The organism is Erwinia piriflorinigrans CFBP 5888 (assembly GCF_001050515.1).
Lineage (GTDB): Bacteria > Pseudomonadota > Gammaproteobacteria > Enterobacterales > Enterobacteriaceae > Erwinia > Erwinia piriflorinigrans.
In genome coordinates this window covers 26316-39285 of sequence record NZ_CAHS01000013.1, presented here as the reverse complement: position 1 = coordinate 39285, position 12970 = coordinate 26316, and the positions used below count along the sequence as shown (strand labels likewise).

Below are 12970 nucleotides of genomic sequence, written 5' to 3'. Positions count from 1 at the left end.
CTGTATCGGCAGAGGATTATTTTATGCAATAGCGGTTCATCTTATTTAATAAGGTGCCGCGTAATGATAAAGAGTATTCAAGGAGCTAAAAATGTACGGATCCAAACAACCAGCCGAACTCAATCCAGAAGTTACGGCTACACTAAAAAATCACATCGATGATGCTGCTTCTGACATGCCCGATATGAGCGGGAAGCAATTTATCATGGGATTCTGGCATAACTGGGCAGCGGAAGGATCTCAGGGGTATCAGCTTGGCCGCTTTAAAGAAATGAATCTGACCGATATTCCTGAGCAATATAATATTGTCGCCGTTGCATTTATGAAAGGACACAATATTCCGACCTTCAAACCCTATAATATGACGGATGAAGAGTTCCGCCGTCAGGTAGGCGTACTCAATGCTCAAGGTCGCGCAGTGCTGATTTCTCTGGGCGGTGCTGACGCTGAAATAGTGCTGGTCAGTGGACAGGAAGAGGCCCTGGCAGTTGAAATTATTCGCCTGGTCGAAACCTATGGCTTTGACGGTCTGGATATTGATCTGGAGCAATCCGCCATTATCGCTAAGGACAACCAAACGGTGCTGCCAGCAGCCCTGCGTCTGGTTAAAGATCATTACCGTAAAGAAGGTAAGCACTTTATTATCAGTATGGCGCCGGAGTTTCCTTATTTACGCACGGGCAGTCATTACGCAGCTTACATTAGCGCTCTGGAAGGATATTATGACTTTATTGCGCCACAGTTTTATAACCAGGGTGGTGACGGTCTTTGGATCGATGAGACCAATGAATGGCTGACGCAGAATAACGATAACAGGAAAGAGGATTTTCTTTATTATCTGACCGACAGTATTATTAATGGTACACGCGGCTTTATCCAGATCCCCAATGATAAATTTGCCATAGGTCTTCCCTCTAATATTGATGCCGCCGCCACCGGCTATGTAATTAATCCCTCAGATACGTTGAATGCCTTAAAGCGTCTTGAGGATGGCGGTCAACCTGTCAGGGGCCTGATGACATGGTCAGTCAACTGGGATGCGGGTTTTGATAAAAACGGTAAATCTTATGACTGGGAGTTTATCAAGCGCTACGGCGATATGATCAGTGGTGACGGCACAATATCTGAATAAATACCCTCCGGCATAGACGAAGGTTTTTCATATGCGCCTGTAAGGCTCTGTGACCAGCAGCCCCCTGACAGGCGCATCGCAATCTGACATTTGCATCTATGGGTGACTTACAGCCCTAACAGCAGCTGCCGTTCCAGCTGTGGATCCAGCAGTGTGACATGCAGCCCAATCAGCCTGACTCCGCGCCCTGCCCTCCGCTCATCCCAGCTTTTGCGCGCCACCTCAATCAAATCCGCTTTATTCAGCTCCGGCCAGACATGTTCCTGTGTGGTTTGCTGGAAATCAGTAAATTTCAGCTTAACCCCCTGACGTGCAATCAGCCTGTCCGGTTTTATTTTACTTAACCGCCGCTCCAGCTCGTCGTACAACAGATCAATAATGTCCAGACAGGCTTCCCAGCTATGAATATCCTGCGACAGCGTGCGCTCTACGCCGAGAGATTTGCGCTCGCGCTCGACGATCACCTCGCGGTCATCAATGCCGTTGCAACGCTCCCAAAGCACGCGACCAAACTTGCCAAAGCGCTTCAGCAACATCGACAAATCGGTTTTCTGTACATCGGTGCAGGTGGTAAGCCCCAACTCCTCCAGCTTGCGCGCGGTGACCTTTCCCACCCCTGGAATTTTCGCCAGCGGCAGGCGCAGCAGGAAGTCAGGCACTTCCTCTGGCGTAATCACAAACTGACCGTTGGGTTTATTCATATCCGAGGCAATTTTTGCCAAAAATTTTATGGGTGCGACTCCGGCGGAAGCCGTCAAATTCAGCTCCCGGCTGATGGTGTCACGGATTTGACGTGCAATCAGCGTAGCAGAACCCTGGCAGTGCGGACTGTCGGTAACGTCAAGGTAGGCCTCATCCAGCGAGAGGGGTTCAATCAGTGGGGTATAGCGGGAGAAAATATCGCGAATTTGCACGCTGACTTCTTTGTAAGCTTCATAGCGGCCACGGACCACCGTCAAATGGGGACAGAGCTTCAGCGCCATCGCCGTCGACATGGCGCTACGCACACCATATTCTCGTGCCGGATAGTTGGCGGTACTGATTACACCGCGCTGCGTCTCACTGCCGCCAATAGCAACAGGAATGTCGCGCAGGCTGGGATTATCACGCATTTCTACCGCAGCAAAAAAGCAGTCCATATCCACATGAATGATTTTGCGCATATCCCTCCCCCGACAATACTGTATAAGTATACAGTAGATTTAAAAGAGTTCAACTATGGTGAGGCTAAGACGCATAATAAGATTTTGTGATCAGCGATACTTGATAAAAAAACAGACAATGTTAATGTGACGCGGCAATAGCGGAATCTTCCGATATTGTATTTAACAGGCGCTTTTCGGCGCTGCTTCCCCCCCTACTTTCAAGAGAAACAGAATGGGCAAATTCGCACTGCTGATTGCGATGATTTTCCTGCCAGCAGTTGTCTTCGCCAGCGTACCTGATACGGTTACACCTCTGGCGCCGGTAAGCAAAGAACTAAGAAAACAGTTAGTGGGTGTTCCCGTGTATCTGCAAATCTTTAAGGAAGAGCGTACGCTGGAACTGTACGGCAAAATTGGCAATGAATACCGTTTAATTAACAGTTACCCCATCTGCAAGTTTTCCGGTGGACTGGGTCCGAAACGCGTACCGGGTGATTTCAAAAGCCCGGAAGGGTTTTATAACGTGAGTTTGTCCCAGCTGAAGCCTGACAGTCGTTTCTATCGGGCGATTAACGTCGGTTTCCCCAATGAGTACGATCGCCAGCAGGGCTATCAAGGTAAATACCTGATGATCCACGGCAACTGCGTGTCGATCGGCTGCTACGCGATGACGGATGCTTATATGGATGAGATCTATCACTATGTAGAAGCCGCGCTGCGCAATGGGCAGCCGCGTATAGCGGTGAGTATCTATCCGTTCCGCATGACCGAGAGCAACATGCAGCGCCACCGCTACTCAACCGATATTAGCTTCTGGAAGCAGCTACAGCCTGGCTACGCGCAATTTTTGCAGACCAAACAGCCCCCGGCCGTTGCCGTGAGCAACGGTAAATATGTGCTGGGCCGCCCGCTGACCAACGGCTCGGCAGCGCCGACATCAGCCCTCGCGCTCTCCCAGGTAAAATAATGCCCATTCCCCTGGCGCAATCTTGTGCCAGGTTTCATTCGCCGTCAGCGGCTGAGTCGCCACCACGGTAACCACGTCATTCGGCGTGGTCTGCTGCTGAAAATCAATTTCCACGTCCTGATCCAGCAGCTTGGCTTTACCGAACGGCGCACGTCGGGTGATCCAGAAAAGATTGGTTGAGCAGAAAGCCATCAGGTAGCGACCATCTGACAGCAGCATATTGAATACGCCTTTTTCACGCATCTCCTGCGCCAGCTCGGCAATATAGCGGAACACCGCAGGCCAGTTTCCCGGCGTACGCGGATAGCGCGTGGTCAGCTTATGCAGCAGCCAGCAGAATGCCAGTTCGCTGTCGGTTTCACCCACCGGGCGATACGGGCCGGTATCCAGGTTTTTATACCCTCTTAACTGGCCATTATGCGCATAGGTCCAGTTACGTCCCCACAATTCACGGGTAAATGGATGGGTATTCTCCAGCGAAACTTCACCCCGGTTAGCTTGGCGGATATGTGCCACCACCGATCGCGATTTGATGGGATAGTCCTGTACCAGACGGGCAATGGGTGACTGAAAGCTGGGCTGCGGATCTTTGAATGTGCGGCAGCCTTTCCCTTCATAGAAGGTAATGCCCCAGCCATCTTTATGTGGACCGGTTCCACCACCGCGCTGCACCAGCCCGGTAAAACTAAAACAGATGTCCGTCGGGACATTGGCGCTCATCCCGAGCAGTTCGCACATAGGGATTCCTCATAACCGATACGGTAATAGCATTAAAAATGGGCTTTTACGGTTGATATCGCCTGACATTACAGGGGGCCTCGACCATATCCACCAGCTTACCTTAGTCGGCGCAGCGGTTGACAATAAATTTGCTGGAATGACATTTAAACGGCCTTAATAACAGGCCTTCAGCCAACGGAAGCGCTTAATCAGGCAGCTCTCCCGTCAGTATCCATCAGCAATAATAAAGATTATTTCACCATCTCTTTTTCTATCAGCAGCATCAGGATATGGATTACTTTAATGTGAATTTCCTGAATACGGTCAGCATAGCCGAAGTGCGGCACGCGAATCTCCACATCCGCCAGGCCATCCATTTTCCCGCCGTCTTTACCGGTCAGGGTGATAACCTTCATGCCCTGGGCACGCGCGGCTTCAACCGCCTTGATAATGTTCGCAGAGTTACCCGACGTTGACAGCCCCAGCAGAACATCTCCAGCTTTACCCACCGCTTCGACATAGCGCGAGAAAACGTAATCATAGCCAAAATCATTACTGACGCAGGAGAGATGACTGACATCAGAGATGGCAATCGCCGGATAGCCAGGGCGGTTTTCACGGTAACGACCGGTCAGTTCTTCCGCAAAGTGCATGGCGTCACAATGCGAGCCGCCATTACCGCAGGAGAGGACTTTGCCACCCGCTTTGAATGAATCAGCCAGCAATAGCGCCGCTCGCTGAATGGCCGCGATATTCGCCTCGTCACTGAGAAATTTATTGAGCGTATCTGCCGCTTCGTTCAGTTCGCTACGGATAATGTCCTGATACATAGGGGGATGTCCTTTTAAGGAAAAATTCTCGCCAGAGTCTATCAAGTTGCCGCAGAAGCGGAAAGTAATAAGCCTGAAGGATGCGGGGATCTCACCGCTTTGTGAGCCAGGTTGTAATTATTATGTAAACAGATTGCAGCCAGCGAGAGGGTCATCTAAACCTGTAGCTAACAGGTCAGACCACTTACTACTCACGGAGCACAGGTTATGATGGTTCTCAGCATGATGGCGACGATTATCGCGCTCGGTTTCCTGTTTTATCACCGCGTCAACCTTCAGGCTGCCAGCGCAATTCTGCTGATGTGGACTGCAGCTCTCGGCTTTACCGGACTGTGGACGTTATGGCTGTTACTGCCGCTGGCCGCCATGCTGCTGGCGCTGAATCTGCCTTCCATACGCCGCCCACTGCTGACAAAACCGGCGCTGGCGGCCTTCCAGAAAGTGATGCCACCGATGTCACGCACTGAAAAAGAAGCTATTGATGCCGGAACCACCTGGTGGGAAGGCGATCTGTTTCGTGGTAAGCCGGACTGGGAAAAGCTGCATAACTACCCGCAGCCGCGCCTGACCACGGAAGAACAGGCGTTTATCGATGGCCCGGTGGAAGAAGCCTGCCGCATGGCGAATGATTTCCAGATAACTCACGAAATGGCGGATCTGCCGCCAGAACTGTGGGCATACCTGAAACAGCAGCGCTTTTTTGCGATGATTATCAAGAAGCAGTACGGCGGGCTGGAATTCTCCGCTTATGCCCAGGCTCAGGTGCTGCAAAAGCTGGCGGGCGTTTCCGGCATTTTAGCGATCACCGTCGGCGTCCCCAACTCTCTGGGGCCGGGGGAACTGTTACAGCATTACGGGACAGAGGAGCAAAAGGATCGCTATTTGCCACGCTTGGCGCGTGGCGAAGAGATCCCCTGCTTTGCGTTGACCAGCCCGGAAGCGGGTTCCGATGCCGGTGCCATCCCGGATACCGGTGTGGTATGCATGGGCGAGTGGCAGGGTGAACAGGTTCTCGGCATGCGCCTGACCTGGAACAAGCGCTATATCACCCTGGCCCCAATTGCCACGGTGCTCGGCCTGGCATTTAAGCTCTCCGATCCACAACATTTGTTAGGGGAAAATGAAGAACCCGGCATTACCTGTGCACTGATCCCCACGCAAACCCCCGGCGTGGAGATCGGCCAACGCCACTTCCCGCTTAACGTGCCCTTCCAGAACGGGCCGACGCGCGGCAAGGATATTTTTGTGCCGATCGACTTTATTATCGGTGGCCCGGCGATGGCCGGTCAGGGCTGGCGTATGCTGGTCGAATGCCTGTCGGTGGGGCGCGGCATCACCCTGCCGTCCAACTCCACCGGCAGTTTGAAAAGTATTGCCCTGGCAACGGGTGCCTATGCCCATATCCGCCGCCAGTTCCGCCTATCCATTGGCAAAATGGAGGGGATTGAGGAACCGCTGGCACGCATTGCGGGCAACGCCTACGTGATGGATGCCGCCGCGTCGCTGATTACCAGCGGCATCATGCTGGGTGAGAAACCCGCCGTGCTGTCAGCCATCGTGAAATATCACTGCACCCATCGCGGCCAGCGGGCAATTATCGATGCGATGGATATCACCGGGGGGAAAGGCATTATGCTGGGTAACAGCAATTTCCTCGCCCGCGCTTATCAGGGTGCGCCGATTGCCATTACCGTGGAGGGAGCCAATATTCTCACCCGCAGCATGATTATCTTCGGCCAGGGGGCGATCCGCTGCCATCCGTACGCGCTGGATGAGATGGCGGCAGCACAGAATAATGACGTGGCGGCATTCGATAAAGCCCTGTTCAGCCATATTGGCCATATCGGCTGCAACAAGGTGCGCAGCCTGTGGCTGGGATTAACCGGCGGACATACCAGCGCCACACCAACCCGTGATGCGACTCGCCGCTACTATCAGCACCTGAACCGCATCAGCGCCAACCTTGCGCTGCTCTCGGATCTGTCGATGACAATCCTGGGCGGCAGCCTGAAGCGGCGTGAGCGTATTTCAGCCCGACTGGGGGATGTTCTTAGCCAGCTCTATCTGGCATCGGCGGCGCTCAAACGCTATGAGGATGAGGGACGCAATGAGGCGGATCTGCCGCTGCTGCACTGGGGCGTACAGGACGCCATGCATCAGGCAGAAACGGCAATGGACGATCTGCTGCGCAACTTCCCCCACCGGCTGCTTGCAGGGTTGATGCGCGTACTGATTTTCCCAACCGGGCTGCACTGCCCTGCCCCCTCCGATCGCCTCGATCACCAGCTGGCGCAGATCCTGCAAGTCCCATCGGCGACCCGCACCCGCCTGGGGCGTGGCCAGTATCTGACGCCGAGCGAGCATAATCCGGCAGGGCAGCTGGAAGCCGCATTACAGGATGTGATAGCGGCAGAGGCGATCCACGATCGCCTGTGTCAACAGCAGAAAAAACACCTGTCGTTTACCCGCCTTGATGCGTTAGCCGCCAAAGGCTTACAGGAACAGTGGATCACACAGGAAGAAGCTGACATTTTGATTCAGGCTGAAGCCAGCCGCCTGCGTTCGATTAACGTCGATGAGTTTGAGCCGGGCGCACTGGCTGCCCGGTCGGAGAAAGAGGCTCAGGTCGCGCCGAAAATTGCCGCAGCATAACCGCGAGGGGGACATTGTCCCCCTGCACTTTCCTAGCCGTTCTGGCGAATACGCGCGATCAGCGCCTCAACATTGGGTACATGGTCAGCCAGCAGGATCAGGGTGCGCCCCAGGGTTATTGCCTGGCGCACACACTCAACGCGCATCGCTTCATCTTGAATGTTTTTAATATCCGCCACCTGCGACATGCCCACGGTGCGACGAATAAGCTCGGTGCCGCTGTAGCCAATGGTATCGCGCCATATCTTAGCCAGGAAAGTACTGGCATAGCCCGGCACGGCCAGCGCTCTGTCGCGGCTCTTCCCGACCGCCAGCGTAAGGAAACCTTCAGCAAAGCTCTGCCACAGCTGGCGTACGTCGTTCAGCCGTTTTTCACGCGCGTCGGCCGCCTCACGCGGTGGCAGCAGCCCCGGCGCGGCGCAGTAGCTAATCAGCAGATTGCCCAGCGCGCTGCCGATATCAAAGCCCATCGGGCCGTAGAAACCAAATTCGGCGTCGATCACCTTGAGCTTACCTTCAGCGACAAAGATTGAACCGCTGTGCACATCGCCGTGCAGCAGCGCCTCGGCGTTGCTGTAAAAACGGTGTTTTAATCCGGCCACGGCTACCCGCAGCTCGTGGTCTTCACGCAGCGCTTCCACCAGTGGCTCCAGCGCACGCGGATAGCCATTACGCGCATGGACTTCATAAGGTTCATTAAAAAACAGCTCTTCGGTAATGTCGCAGAGCTCCGGGTTAGTGAAGCGGATAACGTCTGCTTTTTTCTGATGGGGATGCTGGAAGAAATCGGAGGTATGGAACAGCGTCTGCGCCAGATAATCTCCAAGCTGACGTGCCGCCTGTGGCCAGTCGACGCCTTTTACCAACTCAGTGCGCCAGATAGCATGATCGGAGAGATCTTCCATCACTGTTACCGCCAGCAGCGGGTCGTAATGCAAAATCTTGACCGTATGCTGTGGGCAGAACTTTCCATGCTCAATCAGCACTTCGGCCTCCAGCCGGGCGCGATCGAGAGTCAGCGGCCAGGATTCCCCTACACAGCGCACCCAGGGCAGCGCCTGCTTGACGATCACCCGACTGACGCCGGTCGTATCGAAAATTCTGAAGACCAGATTCAGGTTACCATCGCCCACTTCCAGAGCGTCGACCAGACTGTTGGGATTATCCACGCCGCCAAACTGGCGAGCATATTCCACGGCATCAGCTGCGGCAAACGTACGGTATTGCGACATAACCTGTCCCTCAAAAATAAGCGATGATTCGTTATAATAAGCCGTTCAGACGTCTATACATCCGCTGGACATGTTGGCACAATAAGCCGCAATAAATCAACCGGGATTTAATCGATGCAAACACTTAGCACCACCAGCCTGGAGATACGTGACAATCAGCTCTGGATCCTCGATCAGCAGGCGCTGCCGCAGCAAAAAATCTGGTGCCCGACGGCCGATGTCAATGCACTGGTTGGCCATATCAAAGCGCTGCGCGTACGCGGTGCGCCGCTGATCGGCCTCTCTGCCAGCCTGCTGCTGGCGCTGCTGGCGGAAAACGGTATGGCTAGAGCCGCGCTGGCTGACGCGCTGGAAGTGCTGCGCGCTGCGCGCCCAACGGCGGTGAATCTGATGAACAACCTTGACCGCATGAAGCAGGCGCTGGCGCAGAACGACTTTGTCAGTGCGATGGGCGTAGAGGCGCTACGCCTGATCGACAAAGATAAAGCGCTGTGTGAACGCATCGCCACCGCTGGCAGCGCACTGATTACCCCAGCAAGCCGCCTGCTGACCCACTGCAACACCGGAGGACTTGCCACAGCGGGCGTGGGGACAGCATTAGGCGTGATTGCACGCGGCTGGCAGCAAGGCAACGTCGCCAGCGTTTGGGTAGATGAAACCCGCCCACTGTTGCAGGGTGGCCGCCTGACGGCCTGGGAGTTGGGCGAACTGGGGATCCCCTACCGCCTGATCTGCGATTCAATGGCCGCCAGCCTGATGGCGCGCGAGGAGGTAGATGCGGTTTGGGTGGGCGCGGATCGTATCGCGGCGAACGGCGACGTGGCGAATAAAATTGGTACTTACAGCCTGGCGGTGTTGGCTAAATACCACAACATTCCATTCTATGTTGCAGCCCCGCATACCACGCTGGATCGCGCCTGTCCGAACGGTGACGCCATCCCCATTGAGCAGCGGGCAGCAAGCGAAGTCACCGGGGTAAGCGGCAGTTTTGGCAACGTGCAGTGGGCGCCTGAAGACGCGGCGGTGTACAATCCGGCATTTGACGTTACCCCCGCCTCGCTGATTAGCGGCTGGGTGTTGGATAGCGGCGTGGTGACGCCAGAGCAGGTCAGAGCGGGTGAATTTTCACCGCATCTAGAGGGGTAACGAACCGGAGCAACCGTGCAGATACCTCGGTTGCCCCGCATTTTGTCCCGTTTAAGGCAGGCGCGGATAGCCGTCCGCAATCGGATCGCCGGTAAATTTGGCGATCCAGCCCTCCTGATTATCGAAGATGCGGATGGCCGTAAAGTGCGGTGACGATCCCATATCAAACCAGTGCGGAGTCCCTGCCGGAACCGAGATCAGGTCATTTTTTTCACACAGTACCTGGAAAATATGCCCGTCAAGATGCAGGCAGAACAGCCCAGCCCCTTCGACAAAGAAGCGCACTTCATCTTCGCCGTGAGTATGTTCAGAGAGAAACTTGCTGCGCAACGCCTCTTTCTGCGGGTTGTCGGCGCGCATGCTGATCACATCCCAGCTCTGATAGCCTTTCTCCGCCACCAGCCGATCGATAGCATGCTGATAAGCGTCGATGACCGTCTCTGAGTCAGGGTTATCCCCCAGGTCGCGGTCGGCATGCCAGCGTTCAAAGCGCACCCCTTTGCTGCGCAGCTTTTCTGCCATTTCCGCCGCATCCATGCTGTACCACACCGGGGTAGTCGCTTCACTATCGGTAAAAATAGTCAGTGCACTCATGAGTTCAACAGCTCCTGGTTAATCCGATCAAAATCGGTGACCTGACGATGGCGGCTTGCGTTATCCGCCGCGCCGCGTATTAACTGCACGGTATGCCAACCCGCATTGTGTGCGGCGTCCAGCTCCTGATGGATATCGGACAAGAACAGCAGCTGCTCTGCGGGCAGGCCAATCTGGCTGGCGATATTGTGATAAGCATCCACTTCGCGTTTGGCACCCACATGGGTATCAAAATAGCCGCTGAACAGCCCGGTGACATCACCAGCATCGCTGTAGCCAAACAGTAATTTCTGCGCCGCCACCGAGCCGGAGGAATAAACATACAGCGCCAGCCCCTGCTGCTGCCAGCGCTTCAGGGCGGGTAGCACATCCGGATAAAGATGGCCGGTAAAACTGCCGTTGATATAGCCGTCACGCCAGACCATCCCTTGCAGCGCCTTCAGCGCGGTGGACTTACGATCTTCATCCATAAAGCCAAACAGCACGTCGATAAGCTCCTGCACCGTTGCCTCAGGGCGCTCAACCTCTGCCCGCAGCTGGTCGAGAGCCTGTGCCACCGCGGGCTGCTGCTGATTGCCGATGATAAAGGACGGCAAATTTTCGCGGGCGTAAGGGAACAGCACATTATGTACGAAGCGGATATCGCTGGTGGTGCCTTCAATATCTGTGACGATGGCGCGGATCATAGTTTCTCCAACAGACGGCGTTGTAATTCACACTGGAACAGAAACTCCAGCCCTTCAAGGTGGCGGCGTGCTTCATTCACGTCTTTGCCCCAGCAGGTCAGCCCGTGACCGCGCAGCAGAAAGCCGTAGCGCAGTGGTTGTGCGGCGGCAAACCGTTCAATACGCCGTGCCAGCGCGTCAATATCCTGGTCGTTATCGAACAGGGCTATGGCTACGCGGTCAAGGTGCGAATGTTGCCCGGACAGCGTCTTCTGCATTTCGTAACCCTGTAGCACCAGCGCCGCGCCCTGCTCTACCCGCGACAGCACGGTCGAGTTCACCGTATGGGTATGCAGCACCGCTCCGGCGTCAGGGAACAGACGATAGATTAAGGTATGCAGGCCGGTTTCCGCCGAGGGTTTTCGTCCTGACGGCACGCGGTTACTGGCAATCTCCACCTGAATAAAGTCATCCCGCGTCAGGCTGCCTTTGTCCTTGCCGGAGGCGCTTAGCAGGCAGGTTTGCTCATCCTGGCGCAGCGACATATTGCCGCCGGTCGCCGGGGCCCAGCCGCGTTCGCCGATCCAGTGACAGGCGGCAACCAATTGATCTAACTGTTCGCTTTGCGTCATCCCACTTCCTTAAACCCAGGCTGAAGCGTTTATGCCATCAGCGTGAAACAGTCACTATAGACGTCCAAACGTCTTGATTGCCAAATACTATCATCCTGTTGTGGTGAAATGAAGGGAGAATTATTGAGTTGGGATGAGTGATAGCAACACCCGCTGGGAACGGTATATCCCTTCCTCTGGCTCCGCAAAGGTGAGCGTTATCAAAGCAACGTGGTTTACACCGTTCTCGCACTGTGGAGGTCAATGAATGCGTAAGAAAATGGACGATACCGGACCAGAGCTTGAATGTAACATTGTCCGGTTGGCGATTTATTTTGAAAGTTGACCCTATAAGGTAACAATATTGTAGTGATTTTTTAACATGACGCAGAATGATTAACGCTCTCTGATAAATATCAAGACGATCGGGATCGGCCTCAATCACCGCAACCTTTCGCTTGCAAGTTTATATGCCTGGCTGCGCTCTCTTTTTCCAACAGCTACCACAGCTATAATCAGTTCTTCATCAATAACCTGGTATACAAGCCGAAAGCCGGAAGACCTGAGTTTTATATTGTAACATCCCGCGATCCCCGTTAGCCTGGCTGAAGGTACATGCGGGTTTTCACGCAATTTTTTAAGTTTTTTACTAAATTGCTCCCGAACGGCGCTGTCCAAACCATTCCATTCTTTCAGGGCTTCTTCCCTGATTTTAACCTTGTAAATCACCTTTGTTAGTCCAGATCGAGATCTATCAGAGGTTGATTTTCACGCGCTTTCACCAGCTTGACCAGCTCCTGATCGTCTATCACTTCCAGCATGCGCTCGTACAGTGGTGCAGGGATGCAGTAGAAAGCGGGCTGATTGCGGTTAAGGATCGCGACAGGAAAGCCGCAACCGGCATCGACTGTAGCCATTGGATTCTTTTTAAGCTCGCTGACGCTTGCACTGGTATCGCAAAGAATGAGATTTGCCATGATGCTACCCTAAAAGACCTGTTAAGAGATCTTAACATAGTTGCTATAAGACCTGTAAACAAGTCTCCAGGTAACATTTAATTCTTTCGGTAGAGTGGGCGTTTTACTGGAAAAGCCCACCGATTCACCCGCTCTCAAAGAGCCTGTTATCCTGCAAACGCGTGAACACCGCCTGTCTGTTCGCAAAGTCTGTGCAACGTTCACTATCCCTGCCTTTTCCCGGCTAATCAGTGGTAACGATCGTATGATGAAGGGGGCTTAACGCTCTCCAACTTTATGATATACGGGCTGATATACTC

Annotated in this window: 12 protein-coding genes and 1 pseudogene; 4 read left to right on the top strand and 9 right to left on the bottom strand. The window is 54.2% G+C overall.

The window, feature by feature from the left end; genetic code table 11:
- Positions 1-175: 175 nt before the first annotated feature.
- Positions 176-1120, top strand: a pseudogene (locus tag EPIR_RS04590) (chitinase); the annotation flags it as partial.
- 119 nt (positions 1121-1239) lie between these two features.
- Here EPIR_RS04590 and dinB read toward each other — a convergent pair.
- The gene (gene dinB, locus EPIR_RS04585) at positions 1240-2295 is read right to left on the bottom strand and encodes a DNA polymerase IV (protein WP_023654133.1); all 1056 of its coding nucleotides are present in this window, start codon (positions 2293-2295) and stop codon (positions 1240-1242) included.
- Between the two features lie 214 nt (positions 2296-2509).
- Between dinB and dpaA the strand changes: the two genes are divergently transcribed.
- A complete protein-coding gene (gene dpaA, locus EPIR_RS04580) occupies positions 2510-3244 on the top strand; it encodes a peptidoglycan meso-diaminopimelic acid protein amidase (RefSeq protein ID WP_023654132.1) in 735 nt (244 codons plus the stop codon).
- Here the strand turns inward: dpaA and EPIR_RS04575 are convergent.
- Together EPIR_RS04575 and lpcA are read right to left on the bottom strand one after the other, a co-directional pair.
- Complete coding sequence (locus EPIR_RS04575) at positions 3215-3982, bottom strand: class II glutamine amidotransferase (RefSeq protein WP_023654131.1); 768 nt, start codon at positions 3980-3982, stop codon at positions 3215-3217. The two genes, dpaA and EPIR_RS04575, sit on opposite strands and share 30 nt — an antisense overlap.
- Before the next feature lie 233 nt (positions 3983-4215).
- Positions 4216-4794, bottom strand: coding sequence for a D-sedoheptulose 7-phosphate isomerase (lpcA, locus tag EPIR_RS04570; RefSeq protein WP_023654130.1), 579 nt, complete (start codon positions 4792-4794; stop codon positions 4216-4218).
- Positions 4795-5001: 207 nt separating this feature from the next.
- On the opposite strand from lpcA, the gene fadE reads away from it, so the two are divergent.
- On the top strand, positions 5002-7446 hold the full coding sequence (gene fadE, locus EPIR_RS04565) for an acyl-CoA dehydrogenase FadE (RefSeq protein ID WP_023654129.1): 2445 nt from the start codon (positions 5002-5004) through the stop codon (positions 7444-7446).
- A 32-nt stretch (positions 7447-7478) separates the two neighbouring features.
- Here fadE and mtnK read toward each other — a convergent pair whose 3' ends face one another.
- Positions 7479-8678 carry an S-methyl-5-thioribose kinase gene (gene mtnK, locus EPIR_RS04560; RefSeq protein WP_023654128.1) on the bottom strand — a complete coding sequence of 400 codons (1200 nt, stop codon included), beginning with the start codon at positions 8676-8678 and terminating at the stop codon, positions 7479-7481.
- A gap of 114 nt (positions 8679-8792) precedes the next feature.
- Between mtnK and mtnA the strand changes: the two genes are divergently transcribed.
- Complete coding sequence (gene mtnA, locus EPIR_RS04555; protein ID WP_023654127.1) at positions 8793-9824, top strand: S-methyl-5-thioribose-1-phosphate isomerase; 1032 nt, start codon at positions 8793-8795, stop codon at positions 9822-9824.
- Between the two features lie 51 nt (positions 9825-9875).
- Here the strand turns inward: mtnA and EPIR_RS04550 are convergent, their stop codons facing one another.
- The 5 genes from EPIR_RS04550 to EPIR_RS04530 form a co-directional block, all read right to left on the bottom strand.
- Positions 9876-10418: a 1,2-dihydroxy-3-keto-5-methylthiopentene dioxygenase gene (locus EPIR_RS04550; protein WP_012668978.1), complete on the bottom strand. Its 543-nt coding sequence runs from the start codon at positions 10416-10418 to the stop codon at positions 9876-9878.
- Positions 10415-11104 (bottom strand): acireductone synthase, encoded by a 690-nt coding sequence (mtnC, locus tag EPIR_RS04545; protein ID WP_023654126.1) that lies wholly within the window; start codon positions 11102-11104, stop codon positions 10415-10417. Before mtnC ends, EPIR_RS04550 begins: the two co-directional genes overlap by 4 nt.
- Positions 11101-11715, bottom strand: a complete 615-nt coding sequence (locus tag EPIR_RS04540) for a methylthioribulose 1-phosphate dehydratase (RefSeq protein WP_023654125.1) — start codon at positions 11713-11715, stop codon at positions 11101-11103. The genes mtnC and EPIR_RS04540 overlap by 4 nt, the downstream gene beginning before the upstream one ends.
- A 420-nt stretch (positions 11716-12135) precedes the next feature.
- The gene (locus tag EPIR_RS04535; RefSeq protein WP_023654124.1) at positions 12136-12423 is read right to left on the bottom strand and encodes a type II toxin-antitoxin system RelE family toxin; all 288 of its coding nucleotides are present in this window, start codon (positions 12421-12423) and stop codon (positions 12136-12138) included.
- Between the two features lie 5 nt (positions 12424-12428).
- Entirely contained in the window at positions 12429-12671 is a 243-nt protein-coding gene (locus tag EPIR_RS04530) for a type II toxin-antitoxin system Phd/YefM family antitoxin (RefSeq protein WP_023654123.1), read from the bottom strand.
- Between the last annotated feature and the right edge of the window lie 299 nt (positions 12672-12970).